Here is a 16,539-nt window from a genome sequence, read left to right on the forward strand (position 1 = left end):
CGGTTCGATCCGGTGGCCGCGCACCTTCACCTGGTCGTCGGTGCGGCCGTAGAAGTCCAGGACCCCGTCGGGGCGGACCGAGGCGAGGTCGCCGGTGCGGTAGAGGGTGCCGAGGCCGGGGTGGGCGACGAACCGTTCGGCGGTCAGTTCCGGCTGTCCGACGTAGCCGAGGGCCAGCCGGGTCCCGCCGATCCACAGCTCGCCGCGTTCGCCGGCCGCGACCGCGGCGCCGTCCTTGCCGAGCACGTGGGCGGTGGCCCCGGCGATCGGACGGCCGACGGGCATCGGCCCCTCGCCGTCCGCCGCGGTGACCCGGTGGGCGGTCGCGAAGGTCGTCGTCTCGGTCGGCCCGTACCCGTTGACCAGCTCCAGCCAGGGGAACTCCCGCAGCACCGACCGCGCGTGCAGCGCGGACAGCGTCTCGCCGCCCACCACCACGGAGCGCAGCAGGGCGAAGACCCGGGAGCGGCGGGCGGCGAGCTGGTGGAAGAGCGCCGTGGTGAAGAAGGCGACGGTGACCGAGTGCCGTTCCACCTCCCGGACCAGGTCCTCGAAGGACGGCCGGTCGGCGGGGCAGACCACGACGGCCGCACCGTTCGCCAGGGCGACCCACACCTCGAACGTCGAGGCGTCGAACGTCGCGGGGGAGTGCAGCAGCACCCGGTCGCGTGCCGTCACCGTGACGTACGCCGGGTCCGTGACCAGCTCGGCGACGGCACGGTGCGGGACGGCCACGCCCTTGGGCCGGCCGGTGGACCCCGAGGTGAACATGAGGAACGCCGCGGCGTCCGCGCCCGGTCCCGCGAGCGCCGTCGTCCCGTCGTACGGCGGGAGGTCGGCGCCGATGGCCAGGCGCGGCCCCGCCACCCCGGCCGACTCCAGCAGCTCGCCGTCGCCGACCGTCAGCACGGCCCCGGAATCGGCGATCATCGCCTCGGTACGTGCCCGGGGGTGCGCCGGATCGAGGGGCACGCACACCGCGCCCGCCCACCACAGGGCGATCTGGGCGACGACGGAGCGCGCCGAGCGCCGCATCAGCAGCGCCACGGGGTCCCCGGGACGCACACCCCCCTCCTGGAGGTGCACGGCCAGGCCGCGGGCGGCCGAGACGAGCTGCCGGTACGTCCAGGTGGTCTCGCCGTCCACCAGGGCCAGCGCGTCGGGGGTCAGCCCGGCGCGGTGGGCGAGGAGGGCGGTCAGGTCGGGGTGCTTCTCCTCCGTCGCGGCCACCTGCATCTCGGACACCCACATGGTGGACTCCTGCATTTCAGACTCCTGCATCTCAGCCATCCGCATGTCAGCCGCCCGCACGTCGTCAGACACCTGCATGTCAGACGCCCGCATGTCGTCAGACGCCCGCATGTCGTCAGACACCTGCATGTCAGACACCTGCATGTCAGACGCCCGCATGTCAGACACCCGCCTTCTGTGCCGCCGCGGCGCACCGCTTGTCCAGCACGGCGACGACCGCCCGCAGGTCCCTCTGGCGCAGCAGCTCCGGCGCGCGCAGCCGCACCCCGGTCTCCTGCTCGACGGCGGCCAGCAGCCTGGCCGCGACCAGGGAAGTGCCCCCGATGTCGGTGAAGTTGTCCTCCAGCACGGTGCCGGGACGGGCGAGGAGTTCCCGTACGGTCCCCAGCACGAGCCGCTCGGTCGGGGTCGCCCCCTCCGGCAGCCCGGGGCCTCCCGCGGCCTCCGGCTGTTCCCGTACCGCTTCCTGCTTCAGCAGCGCCGCCCTGTCGACCTTCCCGTTCGCGTCCAGCGCGAAGGCGTCCACGAGCCGCACCGCGGAGGGCACCGCCTGCTCGGGCAGCCAGGCGCGCACCGAGGCGATCAGTGCGTCCGGGTCCGGCGGCGCGAGCTGCGAGTCGGCGGCGGGCAGTACGTACGCGACGAGGCGGGCACGGCCGTCGGCGTCACGGGGTGCGACGACCACCGCGCTGCGGACCGCGGGATCCTGCTCCAGCGCGGTCTCGACCTCGGCCGGTTCGATGCGCACGCCGCTGATCTTCACCTGGTCGTCGAGACGGCCGAGGAATTCGAGGAGCCCGTCGGCGCGCATCCGCACCCGGTCCCCGGTGCGGTACACACGGTCCGCCTCCGGGGGCAGCCCCTCGGAAGGCGCGGCGGTGAAGCGGCTCGCGGTCAGCTCAGGGTCGAGGTAACCGAGCGCCAACTGGGCGCCGCCGATGAGCAGTTCACCGTCCTCGCCGCGCGGCACGACCCGGCCGGCCCGGTCGGTCACCAGGACGCACACACCGGGCAGGGGCACGCCGATCGGCGGCGCCGCTTCGTCGTGCACATCGGCGTCGGTGGCCCGCATGGCGTGCGTGGTGGTGGCGACGGTGGCCTCGGCGGGCCCGTACGCGTTGTGGACCGTGGCGGTCACGTCGGCGCCGGGACGGCGGCGCATCCGGTCGCCGCCGACGACGAGGTGGCGCAGCGCCAGGTCCTGCGGCCAGGGGCGGTCCAGGAGCGGTTCGGTCATCGGGGTGGCCGTGACGGCGACCGTCACGGCGGCTGCGCGCCACCAGTCGGTGAGCGCGCTCGGGTCCCAGCGGACCGCGTCGGGCGCGGGTATCAGGGCCGCCCCCGAGGTCAGACCGGCCCACAGCTCCATGACGTGCGGGTCGAAGGCGACGCCGATGAGGAGGGACTGCCGGTCGCCGGGGGCGAGCCCGGTCTCCTCCCGGTACCAGGCGAGGAGCGTGGCGAGCGCGGGCTCCGCCACGGCGACCGCCTTGGGGCGGCCGGTGGAGCCCGAGGTCAGTACGGAGTACAGCGCGCCCGAAGGGGCGGCGAGTGCGTCCGGTGCGGGCGGCAGGAAGGCGGCGACCGCCCCGGCCACCGCGTTGGCCCCCTCGCCGGGCAGCGGCAGCACGAGGTGCTCGGCCTCCTCCCGGTGGCGCTGCGGCAGCACCTCGGGCGCGCCGATCAGACAGGAGACGCCGACGTCCTCACCGACCGCGGCGAGCCGGCGCTCGCCGGGGCGCGGCCCCAGCGGCAGATAGACCGCGCCGGCCCGGGCCAGCGCCACCGCCGTCACCACCAGCGCGGCGGACCGGTCCAGACAGACCCCGACGAGATCGCCGGGGCGCACCCGCCCGTCCCAGGCGCGCACGACGGCGTCGGCCGCCTCGTCGATCTGCCGGTACGTCCACGCGTGCGCGCCGTCGACCACCGCGGGGGAGTCGGGCGCACGGCGCACCCACTCCTCGTACCGGGCGAGAACCCCGGTCTCTTCCGTGTCGATGGCCTTGCCCAGCAGCACACTTGGAGTCACGCTCTGACGCTCCATCAAGTTTTCGGTCATCATGACTCCTTCGAAGTGGTCGTGGCGGCGAGTGCGCGGGCCTGGTCGGCGAAGACCGGATTGCGGAACAGCACGCGCAGCGGCGGCCGGTCGCCGAGGTGCGGTTCCAGCCAGGCCGCGAGCTGCGCGGCGAGCAGCGAGTGCCCGCCGACGCGGAAGAAGTGCGAACCCTCCTCGAAGCGCCCGTGCCCGAGCACCTCCCGCCAGCCTTCGGCGAGCAGCGCCAGCGCGGGGTCGGCGGACCGGGTCAGGTCGGGCAGCGCGTCCTGCTCCCCTGCCGTCTCCCCGGCCTGCTCATCGGCGGTCGCCACCGGCTCCAGCTCGGCGGCGAGCTTCGTCAGCACCGCCCGGTTCGGCTTGCCGCCCGGCAGCGTCGGCATGGTGTCGAGCCGCACCCAGCTGCCCGGCACCAGCGCCCCGGGCAGCTTGCCGCTCAGTGCGACGTGCAACTCCTGCTCGTCCCAGGACCCTTCGCCCTCGGCGTGCTCCAGGAAGCCGACGAGACGCGGGCCCCCCGCGGACTCCCGGTCGAGCACGACCGCGCAGGAACGGCCGCCGAGCACCGCGGAGGCCGCGGCCTCCACCTCCTCCAGCTCGATGCGGTAGCCGCGCAGTTTGATCTGGTTGTCCCGCCGCCCCAGGAAGCGCAGCAGCCCGTCGCGGGCACGGAAACCGAGGTCGCCGGTGAGGTAGACCCGCTCGCCGCCGAGCGCCGGCACGTGGACGAAACGGGCGGCGGTGGTCTCCGGGTTGCCGACGTACCCCTCGGCCAACCCGGCCCCCGCGACGGCCAGTTCACCGACCGCGCCGTCCGGCAGCGGGCGCAGGCCCGCGTCCAGTACGTGGATCCGCTCGCCCGGCAGCTCGGTGCCGAGCGGAATCTCGGCGCCGTCGTGCAGGGCGTCCGGGTCGATCTCGTGCACGGTGGAACTGATCGACGCCTCCGTCACGCCGTACGCGTTCAGCACCCGCACGTCGGTGCCGCAGCCCGATCCGGTCTCCCGCAGGAAGGCCCGCAGCACGTCCGAAGGGATGCGCTCGCCGCCGAGCACGAGCAGCCTCGGCGCCCAGCGGCCCTCCCGCAGCGCGGGCTTGAGCTCCTCGCGGGTGGCGAGGAAGTAGCTGGTGGGCAGGTTGGCCACGGACACCCGCGCGTCGACCAGGAGCGCGGTCAGCTCGGCACCGGTGGGCACCTCGAACTCGGGCGCCACCAGACAGGCACCCGCGTACAGCGAAGGCAGCACCTCTTCGAGCGCCACGTCGAAGGACGGCTGCGCGAACAGCAGCACCCGGTCCCCCGCGGCCAGCGAGAACCGGTCGGCGACACCGGTCAGATGGTTGCGCAGCGCGGCCCGTCCGACCGCGACCGGCTTGGGCGTCCCGGTCGAGCCCGACGTGTGGATGACGTACGCGGCGCCGGGCACGGTCTTCGCCGGCGCGGCGGACGGCAGTACGGCGTCCTCGACCCCGGCGGTCGGCAGCCCGGCCGGTACGCTCACGTCGCTCCCGGCGGAGGTGAGCACCATGGCCGGTCCCAGCCGGTTCAGCAGCAGCTCCAGTCGGGCGGCCGGGTCGGACGGCGACAGCGGGCAGTAGACGGCGCCGCTGCGCAGACAGGCGAGCAGCGTCACCACCGAGTCCACCCCGCGCGGCAGCACCGCGGCGACGGGCTGACCCGCCGTGACGCCGGCTGCGCGCAGCCGCCGTACGAGGGATTCGACCCGCTCGTCCAGCTCGCCGTACGTGATCCGCCTGGCGCCGAGCAGGACGGCGGGCAGCGAAGGGTCGTGGGCGGAGACCGGATCGAGCGGATCGCGGCCTTCGGCCACCGCCACCTCCGGTTCCGCGGCGGGCGGCGCGGCCGGGGGCGCGAGTGCGGCGAGCGCCGTCCCGGGCGCGTCCAGATAGGCCCGCACCAGGTCGAGGAAGCGCCCGGCGAGCAGCCGTGCCACGTCCTCGCCGAACAGGTCGGCGTCGTAGTCCCACACCATCGTCATGCCCGCCACGCCGTGCCGGGGGCCGACCCCGCGCCGGTCGTCGGGCAGCAGCACGACGTCGAGGTCGAAGCGGGTGGTCCCGGTGTTGAACCCCTCGAACAGGGAGATGTCGAGGCCCGGCACCTCCAGGTCGGGCAGCACCGCGTCGTGCGCGCTGAACATCACGCTGAACAGCGGGTTGTCCGCGCCCGACGTGTGCAGCCCGAGCGAGCGGGTCAGCTCCTGGACCGGCACCTCCTGGTACGGCAGGGCCCGGACCAGGGTGTCGGTCACCTCGTCCATGGTGTCCTCGGCGGGGGCGTCCGCGTCGAGGCGCAGCCGCAGCGGGATGGTGTTGACGAACATCCCCACCGCGTCCTCGAAGCCCAGCGGACGGTTGCCGACGGCGGTGCCGACGACCATCTCGGAGCGCCCGCTGTGCCGCCGCAACAGCTCGGCGAAGAGCCCCAGCAGCGTGGCGAAAGGAGTCAGCCCGCGCTCCTTGGCGTGCGCCCGCAGCCGCTCCGCCAGGTCCGCGCCGATCGACTGGCGCAACTGCCCGCCGTGGTGGCGGCGTTGCGCGCCCGGCCGGGTCACGCCGGGCAGCGGCATGTCGTACGTCGCGCCGTCCAGCTCACGGGTCCAGTACTCAAGACCGGCGCGCACCTCGTCGGCCCGCCCGGGGCCGGCCTGGGCGAGGACGTGGTCGGCGTAGGAGGAGGGCGTCGGCAGCGTGACGCTCTCGCCGAGGACCTCGGCGCGGTAGACGCCGAAGACGTCGGCGAGCAGGATCGCGAACGAGTGCCCGTCGTGGATCAGGTGGTGCTCGACGTGGATCAGCCGGTGCCGGTCCTCGCCCATCCGGACCAGCGTCCAGCGCAGCAGCGGAGCCTCGAAGGTGTCGAGCGGGCTCTCGGCCTCGGACCGCAGCAGTGCCTGGAAGGCGCCCTCGGGGTCGGCCTCCCGGCTCAGGTCCACGGTGTTCAGCCGGAGCGGGCAGCCGTCGGCGACCCGCTGTCCCGGCATCGCGCCTGGCACGTCCACGAGCTCCAGGCGCAGGCCCGGGTGCCGTTCCAGTGCGGCGCTCAGCCCGCGCCGCAGGGCGTCGGCGTCGAGAGTGCCCCACAGGTCGAGCGAGGCGGTGAAGTTGTACGCGCGGCTGCCCGGCTGCACTTGTTCGTGCAGCCAGACGATCTCCTGCGAGGAGGAGAGGGGGAGCATGGCGATCCCTTGGGTTGTCGGGTCGGATGTCGAGATGTGGCGGGGGTACGGTCGTGCCCGCCGCCGGGCGGTGCCCCGGCCGGTCCGCGGATCGCGCGGGCCGCACCGGAAGGGGAGTACGTGGTGGAGCTGGTACGGGTCACAGGTCGTTCGGGTCGCAGGTCGTACGGGTCACAGGTCGTGCGGGGCGCAACCGGTACGGGAGACGGAGCGCGGCCGGTAAGGGGCGGGGCTCAGCCGACGGGCAGGCCGGCCCGCAGTTCCCCGCACAGCGCGGTGAAGGCGTCCTGTGCGCGGTCGTCGTCGAGGACGGTGCGGTCCCACACCATCCGCAGGTGCAGTTCGGGGCCCTGGACGACCGAGACGGCGAAGGGGGCCCGGACCTGCCGGCCGTCGACGTGCACCTCCCGGCCGGTCGTCCCGCCGAGCCGCAGCGCGGGACGGCGCCTGGCGTCGTCGACGGTCAGCAGGCCGTCCAGCGCCCCCGACCACCGCGACCCCGCGGCCCTGGCGGCGTGCACGACCTCGTCGAAGGGGGTGTCGGCCCGGTCCAGGTCGTCCCACCACTGGGTGGCCGTCACCTCGGGCGCGGGGCGCACCGGGTCGGTGGCGGCGGGGAAGACCACCGTGTTGAGGAAGCAGCCGAGCACGGGCGGCGCCCCGGCCGGACGCCCGCCCCACGGGTAGCCGATCGGCGGTACCTGACCGGGCCCGTACAGCACCTCGGCGGCGGACCGGCAGGCGTCGAGCAGCGAGGCGAACGGCACCCCCAACTGATCGGCGGGTATGCGCAGTTCGCAGGCGCCGGTGGGCGTGCGGACGGAGTTGTCGGGCCGGGGGGCGCGCTCCTGGACCGTACGCAGCCGCTCGCCCCAGTAGGCGAGCGCGTCGGGGGAGCTCGCCCGGCGCTCGGCTTCGAGCTGGAGCAGGACCGCCTCCCGGTACTCGGCGAGCCCGGCGGCGACCTCGGCGGCCGAAGGGTCCTCGGGACCGAGCCGGTCCCGGTAGGCGTCGCCCAGCTCCTCGACGATGCGGGCGAGCGACTGCCCGTCGCAGGCGGCGTGGTCCAGGACGACCGCGAGCACTTCCTCGGAGGCGCCGCTCGTGTCCGGGCCCCCCTGCGCCAGGAACAGGCGCAGCGGCGGTCCGTCGTGCGACCAGGCGCCCACGGTGCGGCGCAGCGCGTCGTGGGCGTCCTCGCCGGGAGCGCAACTCACGTGCTCCACCGGCACGTCGGGCTCCGCGGGGCGGAGCACAGGGGTGCCCCTGAGCACGGACGTCCGCGAACGCAGCGCGGGGTGGCGGGCGGCGAGGCACTGTGCGGCGGCGCGCAGCCGCGCCGTGTCCACGGTGCCGCGCGGGAAGGCGAAGAACATCGGGACGGTGTCAGGGCGGCCGGTCGGATCCATGGCGCGTACCAGGACGAAGCGGCGCTGGGCGCCGGTGACGGGCAGCAGGCCCGCCCCCGCGTCGCTCGCCGCGAGGCTCTGGTAGCGGTTCAGGTACTGGCCGGTGATGCTGGGGTGCACGTGATCCTCTCTCGTAAAGTCGCGTAAAAGGGCCGACGGGGTCGTCGGTCGGTGGGGCGCCGCCAGTCGATGAGTGGGGCGCCGTCAGCCGGTGGGACGCATTCAGTGAGTGGGGCGCGGTCAGTCGGTCGCGGCGGCCTTCGCCGGACGGCCTTCCGCGCCGGAAGAGCCGTGCTCCTCGGCGTCATCGGACTCCGGGGCGGCCGGGAGGTCGCGCATCGTGCGCAGCGGTGAGAGCAGCAGGGGCAGCGGTACGACGAGGAAGCCCACCGCGCACACCCACAGGGCGGCGCGTGCGCCGAGGCCGTCCGCGATCGCTCCGCCGACGAGGGCGCCCAGTGGCAGGGTCCCCCACATCATGAACCGCAGGGTGGCGTTCATCCGCCCCAACAGCCGTGGCGGGCACAGCATTTGACGGAAACTCACCTGTGCGACGTTGTAGACGACCGCGCCGAAGAAGACCACGCCGGAGGCGACCGCGAACAGTGCTGCCGCGGCCCCCTTGCCCGAGAGCGGCCACAGCAGGGCGAAGGGACCGGTGGCCAGGGAGGCCAGCCAGATGATCCGCGCCTGGCCGAACCGCCTGGCGATCCGGCCCGCGCAGAGCGCACCGGCCAGCCCGCCCACGGCCGACGCCGACAGCATCAGCCCCAGGACCCCGGGTTGCAGTCCGAGCACCCGCACCAGGTACACCGTCTGCGTGGCCATCAGCACCGCGGCGAAGAAGTTCCCCAGGCCGGTGGCGGCGGCGATGACCCGCAGCAGCGGATGCCCGAGCACGAACCGCAGTCCTTCGCCCACGTCCTTGCGCAGCGAAGCCCCCGGCACCGGTTCGGGCTTGCTCTCCGGCTGCCGTATCGCCAGCAGGAACAGCGCCGACACGGCGTAGCCGATCGCGTCGGCCACGATCGCCAGGTGCGCCCCGACGATCTGCACCAGCCCGCCGCCGAGGCCGGGTCCCGCGACCTGGGCGGACGAACGTACCGTCTCCAGGGCGCCGTTGCCCGCCACCAACTGCTCCCTGGGCAGCAGTTGCGGCAGGTAGCTCTGGTGCGCCACGTCGAAGAAGACGGTGGCCACCCCGGTGACCAGGGCCACCAGATAGAGCTGGCCCATGGTCAGTACGCCGGCGACCGCCGCCAGCGGCACGCTCGCCATCGCGGCGGCGCGCACCACGTCGGCCCTGATCATCAGCGTGCGCTTGCGCATCCGGTCCACCCACGCTCCGGCGGGCAGTCCGATGAGCAGGAACGCGGCGGTCTCGGCCGCGGTGAGCAGCCCCACCTGGAAGGCGGGGGCGCGGAGTTCGAGGACGGCCACCAGCGGCAGCGCGACCAGGGTGACTTGGGCGCCGACCTGGCTGGCCGCCGCTCCCGCGAGAAGCAGGCGGAAATCGCGGAGACGGAGGAGGCCGCCGGGAGCGGCTCGTGACGAGGTGGGCATGCACGAGACCTTCACCAAGGGAAGATCGAGAGTCAAAACAAGGAGGAGAGTTCCGGTCGTTTTTCCTGCCGTAGAGCCCAACTAACGCAAATATTTTGGCAGATGTGGGCATCCTAGAGATGAACTACATGTCGGAACGGCTATGTGTGAACAGGGTGTGGCGCGCTGTCTGCCGGAGTGTCCGGGGTGTGACGAGGGTGAACGTACCGCCCTGCGCACGTATGTCCGAAAGTAGTCACTCGGTGTCGAGTAAGTACGTTCCGAGCAACCCCAACGCACCGAACCACGTCGCGAGTTGTACGGCAGGCAGGCCCCCGCAGACCCCTGCCTGCGGGAAGGGGCCGGTGCACCTGGCCCCACCCCAGGCCGGGGTGCTCCCCGCATGGCCGTCGGCCGCCCGCTCCACCAGGGTTGAGGGCATGAGACGACACGGTCCCGCCTTCCTCGCACTGGCCCTCTCCCTCGGCACGGTGGCCGCTGCCGCGCTCCCGGCCCAGGCGCAGCCGCGCAGCGCCCCGGCCTTCCTCGCCCACCCGGCGCGGTCACCGGTGCCCGACCTGGACCGGGGCGCGCTGCCGCTGCGCACCACCGACCCCCGGGGCGTCCTCGACGACCTGCGCCCGCTGGGCCGCATGGTGAACGACGCCCGGGTGGTGGGTCTGGGCGGGGCCACCCACGGCTCGCACGAGTTCTTCCGCCTCAAGCACCGGGTCTTCCGCTACCTCGTCGAGGAGAAGGGCTTCCGCAGCTTCGCCCTGGAAGGGAACTGGAGCACCGGACTGCGTCTCCACGACCACGTCCTGCACGGCAAGGGCGACGTCCGGCAGATCATGCGGGACGAGTTCCGACACAGCTGCTCCTGGTGGAACAACGAGGAGTGCCTCGACCTGCTGACCTGGATGCGCGACTACAACCGCCAACACCCTTACGACCCGGTGCGGTTCATGGGCAACGACCTCGGCCACGCGGGCCCGGAACTCTACGACCGGGTGACCGACTACGTCGCCGACGCCCGCCCTGCGCTGCTGCCCCGCTTCACCTCCCTCTACCGCGACCTGCGCCCCACCACCGGCGTCGCGGCGCACCTGACCCGGTACGGGAACCTCCCGCTCTCCGAACGCCGGGAGATCGCCGACCGCACGGGACAGGCGCTCGCCCTCCTCAAGGGCCAGAAGCCCGCACCCGGCGCGAACCGGCAGGCGTCCGACGCGTACGCCTGGGCACTCCAGCACGCCACCGCCGTCGACCAGACCGCCCGGGGCCACGCCTTCGACCTCACCGACCCCGGGCAGGCGGGCGAGGCCATGCGCTACCGGGACGCCGTCAGGGCGGAGAACGTGCTCTGGTGGACGCGGCAGACCGGGGACAAGACGCTGCTGGCCGCCCACAACGGACACGTCGCCCTCGCCGCGTACCACCCCGCGCAGCACCCCAAGTCCCAGGGAGCCGTCCTGCGCGACGAGTTGGGGAAGGGCTACGTGAGCATCGGCACCACCTTCGGCCGCGGCTCCTTCCATGCCGCCGGGGCCGACGGAAAGGTGCACACCACCACCCTGGGGGCGGCGAAGCGCGGAACCAACGAGCACACCCTGGACCGGGTGCGCCACCGCGACTACGTACTGGACCTGCGCACCACCCGCCCCGCCGCCCGCGCCTGGCTGGACCGGGCGCGCACCACCAGGAGCATCGGCCCCGACCGCCCCGACCGCGCCAACGAGTCCCAGGTGGCGCTCGCCCGCTCGCACGACATCCTCGTCCACCTGCACCGGGTCGAAGCCGCACGCCTGCTGGGCCCCGCGCAGTCCGGCCCGAAGTAGCCGCCGCCTGCCGCACTCGGTCACCTCTTTGTCATCCGCGTATCTGTTCCTCGGCGTCCCGCTGGTCCACGGTGGTCACTTCTGTCCGTGCGGCGAGCAAAGGGGACACAGGTGAGGCGAAGTACATCGCGCAGCGCGAAGCGGCTCAGGTACGGCGCCGCGACCGCCGTGCTCATGCTGCTGTGGATCACGGGCTGCACGGAGGTCACGGACCTGGCGGACCCGCCCGTCGCGGTGGACCAGGGCCCGGCGGCAGCGGCTGCCGCACGGCCCGACGGATCACCGCGGGCGCCGGAGCCCTCCCCGACGGCACAGGAGACCCGGCCGTCCCGGGACGCACCGTCCCCGGCGCAGGCCCCACCACCGTCATCGCCCGAGCCGCCCCCACCGGCAGCGCCGCGCCAGAAGTCCCCGGTGCTGTACCTCGGGGACTCGCTCGCCATGGAGAGCCAGGTGGTGCTCGGTGACCACATCGAGTCCGGGGGCCGGGCGACCGTACACAGCGCCCCGTATTCGGGAACGACGCTCTGCGACTACCTGACCGGACGCGCCACGGGCTCCCTCGTGCCGCCGCAGGACAAGGCGGCGGCCCTGGTCGCCGCGCACCGGCCGCGTGCCGTGGTCCTCCAATTCTGGGGAAACTCCTGGGGGTTCACGCCCTGCATGGACAACATCGTCCAGGGCAGCGCCGAGTACTACACGAGGTACGCGAAGGACGCCGAGGCGCTCACGGAACAGATCGCCCTGGCCGCACGGTCCGCGGGCATCCCCCGGCCGCGGATCGTCTGGGTGCTGCAAGGGCCCGACGCCTTCTCGGCCGACCGGACCCGCCGGGTCAACGACCTCTACCGCGCACGGGCATCGGCCTCGGGCGACACGGTCGCCGACGCGGGGGACGCGGTGAGCGCGCCCGGCGAACGGTACGTCTGGCGCCAACGAGTCCCCTGCAACGCCGAGGAACGCACCAGCCCCGGGCAGTGCGGGAACGGCCTGGCCACACTGCACAGGGATGACGACCCCCTGCACTTCTGCCTGGCCCCGACCACCCCGAAGGCGCGCCCGTGCCCGGTGGTCTCACCGGGAATCGTGCGCTACAGCAGGGCCATCGCCGCGGTCGTCGACCGGCAGGTGCGCCGGGCCGGGTAACCGACGGTGGTACGGGAGAGACCTGCGGCCCGTCGTGCGGTGCCGGCGGTCGGCCGGGCAGTGCCGGCCGGGCAGCGTCGTCGGCCGGGCAGGGGCAGCCGTGCAGCGCCGCCGGCCGGGCAGGGTCAGCCGTGCAGCGCCGCCGGCCGGGCAGGGTCAGCCGTGCAGCGTGACGGGCAGGGTGGTCAGCCTGCTTCCCCGCAAGCCGCCCGCACAGGCCGACCGGAGCTCGCTGAAGGGGCGGGCGAGGCGGGCCTCGGGAACTCGGCGCGCAACACCGTGGCCACCGCTCTCAGTTCGAGCTGCGCGGGCCGGGCACCGACGCGGTAGTGCGGGCCCGCGCCGAAGGCCAGGTCGGGCCCGGGAGCGGGCGGGGTGACCGCCGGGTCGTCACCCTGCGCAGCCGGGGCGGCGGCGCGTAACCCATGATCTTTTCCGGCGTTGAGATCAGACAGGATCCAACGCCCCCGTGGGGCCGGGAAGAATGCCCGAGGTCGCTCGCCATGCACTCCATCACTCAGAAGATCGCCGCCGGAATCGGCACGGCGGCTGCCGCGCTCGGCTGCGTCGTCGCCGCCGGACCGCCCGCAGCCGCCGAGGGCAGGTGGTGCAACAACTCCGTCTGCATCGAGACCTACGACCACGGCACCTACCTGGGCAGGGTGGAGGTGTCGGTCACCAACACCAACCAGCCGCACCGCATCAGCGCCCGTGTCTGGACCACCAACGGCTGGAGCGCGAACACCAAGGTGGAGGACGTCGCGAAGTTCCGCACCTACCGCGACCAGGCGTACCCCCAACGGCACTTCCCCGCGGGCACCCGCCTCTGCGCGGAAGGTTTCCGCGGAGGGGACAGCGTGGGCCTGGCCTGCGTCACGATCACCGCCTGACCCGGTCCGGCTCCACGGCTGTCCGACCGGCGGAACCGCGTAAGTCACCTTGAGGTTCCCCAGTCACCGAAAAGTGCGTTCTTCCCCGTGGGGAGCCGCTCTCCTACGGTTCCTGAGTAACCGGAAGAGACCACCGAGGTCTCTCGTACGAAGGAGGCAACCGGCATGGCCATCACCCTGGTGAACCCCGGTGGACTGCCCGAGATCGACGTCTACCGGCAGGTGGCGATCGCCTCAGGGGCGAAGCTGGTCCTCGTCGCCGGGCAGGTCGCCTGGGACGCCGAGGGGGTCACGGTCGGCGAGGGCGACCTCACCGCGCAGGTCGAGCAGTGCTACCTCAACATCGCCACCGCCCTCGCGGCGGCCGGGGGTTCCTTCGACGACGTGGCCAGACTGACCGTCTACGTCGTCGACTGGACCCCCGACAAGATGCCCCTGCTTCTGGAGGGCATCTCCCGGGCCGCCGCGAAGCTGGGGGCCGCCCCGGCCCCGCCGGCCACACTGCTGGGCGTAGCGGCGCTGGACGTCCCCGAGCATCTGGTCGAGATCGAAGCCACGGCGGTCCTCGACTGAACGGACCGGGTGCTGTGGACCGGGTGCGAAACCGGGTGCTGTGGACCGGGTGCGAAACCGCGTGCTGCGGGCCGCGTGCGAAGGGGCCGCGTGCGCGGGCCGGTCCGTGGGTCAGCGCGGTTCGTGATGGGCGCGGGCCTCGGCGGCGGACTTCAGGTCGCGCAGCCATCCTTCGAGGCCCGCGCGGAGTATCTCGGTCGCGACGGGGACGTTCGCGTCGACCTGGGGGCCGGTGTGGGTCTCCTCGGTGCTCACGCGGACACCGCCCCCGACCTTGGTGAAGTTCCACACGTGGACACCGTCGATGTGCAGCCCTTCGCCGGTCGCGGGGCCGGTCCAGCGGATGCACGCGCCGCGCTCGACCTGCCGGACGGTCGAGAGGATCTCCAGACCGGTGGCGGGGGTCGAGGGGTTGGGGGGAATCGGGGTCGTCCAGCGGAATGCCGAACCCCTGCGGAACGGGCCGTGGTCGAGACGGTCCACGGTCTCGACCGGAGCCTGCCAGGACGGCCAGCGCTCCACGTCGGTCTGCAGCTTCCAGACGGTGCGCAGCGGGGCGTTGATCACGATCTCGGTCCGGTGACGGACGAGGGCGTCGGGGTCGACGCCCTTTCCGCGGCAGGTGAGGGACTTGCCGGGGTGGGAGGGGGTGGAGGGGCGGGAGGCGGAGGTGTGCGGGCCGGCGGCCCCCGCGGGTGCGGCGGCGGCGCCGACGAGGCCGAGGGCGAGGGCGAGCGGGACGGTACTCAGGGCGGCGCGGACGCAGGTGCTGCGGATGCCGGACATGGGGTTCTCCTCTGGCGGTTCGGTCGTCGGGAGGTTCGGTCGGGCGGTTCGGTCGAAGTGTCAGATAGATACTCACGCGTTCGTTAGAAGTTATAACGCAGCGCGGAACGGCCGGTCAACGGGTCGAGTGATAACTTCTCACCAACCCTTCAAGATGTAGCGGTACGGACGGAGTTGGTGGCAGGCCATGGTGACGACGGGCGCGAACACCCCGCGGGCGCGCTATCGGACCCAGGTACGGGCGGAGATCACGGCACGCGCCTGGGAGCAGATCGCCGCGGCAGGGGCCTCTGCGCTCTCCCTCAACGCGATCGCCAAGCAGATGGGCATGAGCGGACCGGCGCTCTACCGCTACTTCGCCAGCCGCGACGACCTGATCACCGAACTCGTCCGGGAGGCGTACGGCAGCCTCGCCGAGACCCTCCGTACGGCCGCCGCGGCCGGTGCCGACCTGGCCGGGCTGGCTCACGTCCTGCGCGGCTGGGCCCTGGCGGACCCCCAGCGGTACTTCCTCGTCTACGGCACCCCCGTCCCCGGTTACCGCGCGCCCGAGGACACCACCGCCCTCTCCGCCGAGATCATGACGACCCTGCTCGACGCGTGCGCGGCGCTCCCCCCGGACAGTGCCGTGGCGTCCTTCGCCGGCCACCTGGCGGACCACCGGGACTGGGCCGCGGGGCACGAGGCCCCGCCCGGGGCCCTCCACCGGTTCCTGACCTTCTGGACCCGCCTGCACGGCGTGCTGTCGTTGGAACTCGCCGGCCACATCACCGGCATGGGCTTCGACCCGGCGCTGCTCTTCGCCGCCGAACTGGACGATCTGCTGGCGCCCCGGTCCTGAGTCGGGAGCCTCCGCAGGTCCTGCGCCGCCTTCCGCGGAGCGCGGGGGCTACCTCCCCCAGAGCAGCAGGGCCGTGGCGAGGGCGAAGGCCCCTGCGGTGAAGGCTGCTGTGGCGCCCCACAGCGCCGTGGCGCCCCACAGCGCCGTGGCGCACGGAGGGTTCGGCTCGGACGGGCGCGGGGTGCGACGCCCGCAGGCGCACGTGCCGAGCGGATCCGACGGGGCGTGTTCCAGCCAGTAGGCGCCGAGTAGATCATGCGCGTGCGAGGGGCGGGGGTGGGGTGCCGGCTCCGCTGTGGGCTCCATGGAGGGGCAACACCGCAGGCGCGTGTCGGGAAACCGGTGCAGGTCGGGCGCCACCCCATCGCACTCTTCGCCCGATGGACGTATCAACGGCCCGGCAGGGGGCCGTTCGCTGCGGTCCGGCGCCGGATGCCGAGGGCGGATCGATTTCGGGCTTCAGTCCGAGGTGGAGGTGTCCGCCCTCCAGTTCGAGGTCCGGACGTAGGTGCCCGTCTGCGGGCGGAGGGGTTCCGGGCGCCCCGCCCCCGGCCGGAACTCCACCGGCCGGAACTCCACGGGCCTGAATTCCCCAGGCCGGAACTCCCGGGGCCGGGGGAGCTGGCGTCCCTGCTCCTGCCAGACACGGGCGAGGGCGTCGTAGATCGGGGTACCGGCATCTGTGCCCGGGTCCGGTGGCGAGACATGGGTCCAGACGGGGGCCGGCGGGGGGAGAAACGTTGCTTCCTGTTGCATGACAAGTCCAACGACGCCGCCGGGCCTTGCGTGTCGGGCCGAGTCCGTTTCGTCACCTGCGGCCGGAAGTTGGCGGGAATCCACCCCCACGGCCCACCCCCACGGCCCACCCCCACGGCCCGCGACGACGGCCCGCGACAGCGCTCCTGCCCGCCACCGCCTCGCGCCCCCGCCCGGCGGACCGGGCAGGGGCGCGGGCGGGCGCCACCCCCCCCCCCCGGTCAGGGCTTTGGGCGCCCCCCCCGCCC

At 73.5% G+C, this 16,539-nt stretch carries 12 protein-coding genes; 5 read left to right on the plus strand and 7 right to left on the minus strand.

The genetic code is table 11. The annotated features are described in order from the left end of the window. From ACWGIG_RS23315 to ACWGIG_RS23335, 5 genes are all read right to left on the minus strand, one after another. The coding region (locus ACWGIG_RS23315) for an amino acid adenylation domain-containing protein (protein ID WP_453323578.1) at positions 1-1,266 on the minus strand (1,266 nt) is incomplete at its 3' end. 145 nt (positions 1,267-1,411) lie between these two features. Continuing rightward, on the minus strand, positions 1,412-3,313 hold the full coding sequence (locus tag ACWGIG_RS23320) for a non-ribosomal peptide synthetase (RefSeq protein ID WP_453323579.1): 1,902 nt from the start codon (positions 3,311-3,313) through the stop codon (positions 1,412-1,414). Continuing rightward, entirely contained in the window at positions 3,313-6,510 is a 3,198-nt protein-coding gene (locus ACWGIG_RS23325) for a non-ribosomal peptide synthetase (protein WP_453323580.1), read from the minus strand. Before ACWGIG_RS23325 ends, ACWGIG_RS23320 begins: the two co-directional genes overlap by 1 nt. A 233-nt stretch (positions 6,511-6,743) precedes the next feature. Next, a complete protein-coding gene (locus ACWGIG_RS23330; protein ID WP_453323581.1) occupies positions 6,744-8,039 on the minus strand; it encodes a non-ribosomal peptide synthetase in 1,296 nt (431 codons plus the stop codon). Between the two features lie 120 nt (positions 8,040-8,159). Beyond that, complete coding sequence (locus ACWGIG_RS23335) at positions 8,160-9,482, minus strand: MFS transporter (RefSeq protein ID WP_453323582.1); 1,323 nt, start codon at positions 9,480-9,482, stop codon at positions 8,160-8,162. Positions 9,483-9,901: 419 nt separating this feature from the next. Here ACWGIG_RS23335 and ACWGIG_RS23340 point away from each other — a divergent pair, with 419 nt between their 5' ends. The 4 genes from ACWGIG_RS23340 to ACWGIG_RS23355 all read left to right on the plus strand — a co-directional run bounded on the left by ACWGIG_RS23340 (position 9,902) and on the right by ACWGIG_RS23355 (position 13,908). After that, a complete protein-coding gene (locus ACWGIG_RS23340) occupies positions 9,902-11,299 on the plus strand; it encodes an erythromycin esterase family protein (protein WP_453323583.1) in 1,398 nt (465 codons plus the stop codon). A 111-nt stretch (positions 11,300-11,410) separates the two neighbouring features. After that, positions 11,411-12,445 (plus strand): SGNH/GDSL hydrolase family protein, encoded by a 1,035-nt coding sequence (locus ACWGIG_RS23345; protein WP_453323584.1) that lies wholly within the window; start codon positions 11,411-11,413, stop codon positions 12,443-12,445. Positions 12,446-12,948: 503 nt separating this feature from the next. Beyond that, positions 12,949-13,335 carry a hypothetical protein gene (locus ACWGIG_RS23350; protein WP_453323585.1) on the plus strand — a complete coding sequence of 129 codons (387 nt, stop codon included), beginning with the start codon at positions 12,949-12,951 and terminating at the stop codon, positions 13,333-13,335. Between the two features lie 165 nt (positions 13,336-13,500). After that, complete coding sequence (locus tag ACWGIG_RS23355; protein WP_453323586.1) at positions 13,501-13,908, plus strand: RidA family protein; 408 nt, start codon at positions 13,501-13,503, stop codon at positions 13,906-13,908. A 111-nt stretch (positions 13,909-14,019) separates the two neighbouring features. On the opposite strand, the gene ACWGIG_RS23360 is transcribed toward ACWGIG_RS23355, so the two are convergent. Next, positions 14,020-14,694 carry an SRPBCC family protein gene (locus ACWGIG_RS23360; RefSeq protein WP_453323587.1) on the minus strand — a complete coding sequence of 225 codons (675 nt, stop codon included), beginning with the start codon at positions 14,692-14,694 and terminating at the stop codon, positions 14,020-14,022. A 187-nt stretch (positions 14,695-14,881) separates the two neighbouring features. On the opposite strand from ACWGIG_RS23360, the gene ACWGIG_RS23365 reads away from it, so the two are divergent. After that, positions 14,882-15,535, plus strand: a complete 654-nt coding sequence (locus ACWGIG_RS23365) for a TetR/AcrR family transcriptional regulator (RefSeq protein WP_453323588.1) — start codon at positions 14,882-14,884, stop codon at positions 15,533-15,535. 48 nt (positions 15,536-15,583) lie between these two features. Here ACWGIG_RS23365 and ACWGIG_RS23370 read toward each other — a convergent pair whose 3' ends face one another. Continuing rightward, positions 15,584-15,841: a hypothetical protein gene (locus tag ACWGIG_RS23370; protein WP_453323589.1), complete on the minus strand. Its 258-nt coding sequence runs from the start codon at positions 15,839-15,841 to the stop codon at positions 15,584-15,586. Positions 15,842-16,539: the final 698 nt, after the last annotated feature.

The sequence above is a fragment of the Streptomyces sp. NPDC054863 genome, assembly GCF_053610825.1.

Bases quoted from the DNA above. Each gene is read 5' to 3' on its own strand.
- ACWGIG_RS23320 (WP_453323579.1), bottom strand. From the start codon at position 3,313: ATGACCGAAAACTTGATGGAGCGTCAGAGCGTGACTCCAAGTGTGCTG.
- ACWGIG_RS23325 (WP_453323580.1), bottom strand. From the start codon at position 6,510: ATGCTCCCCCTCTCCTCCTCGCAGGAGATCGTCTGGCTGCACGAACAA.
- ACWGIG_RS23335 (WP_453323582.1), bottom strand. From the start codon at position 9,482: ATGCCCACCTCGTCACGAGCCGCTCCCGGCGGCCTCCTCCGTCTCCGC.
- ACWGIG_RS23340 (WP_453323583.1), top strand. From the start codon at position 9,902: ATGAGACGACACGGTCCCGCCTTCCTCGCACTGGCCCTCTCCCTCGGC.
- ACWGIG_RS23350 (WP_453323585.1), top strand. From the start codon at position 12,949: ATGCACTCCATCACTCAGAAGATCGCCGCCGGAATCGGCACGGCGGCT.
- ACWGIG_RS23355 (WP_453323586.1), top strand. From the start codon at position 13,501: ATGGCCATCACCCTGGTGAACCCCGGTGGACTGCCCGAGATCGACGTC.
- ACWGIG_RS23360 (WP_453323587.1), bottom strand. From the start codon at position 14,694: ATGTCCGGCATCCGCAGCACCTGCGTCCGCGCCGCCCTGAGTACCGTC.
- ACWGIG_RS23365 (WP_453323588.1), top strand. From the start codon at position 14,882: ATGGTGACGACGGGCGCGAACACCCCGCGGGCGCGCTATCGGACCCAG.
- ACWGIG_RS23370 (WP_453323589.1), bottom strand. From the start codon at position 15,841: ATGGAGCCCACAGCGGAGCCGGCACCCCACCCCCGCCCCTCGCACGCG.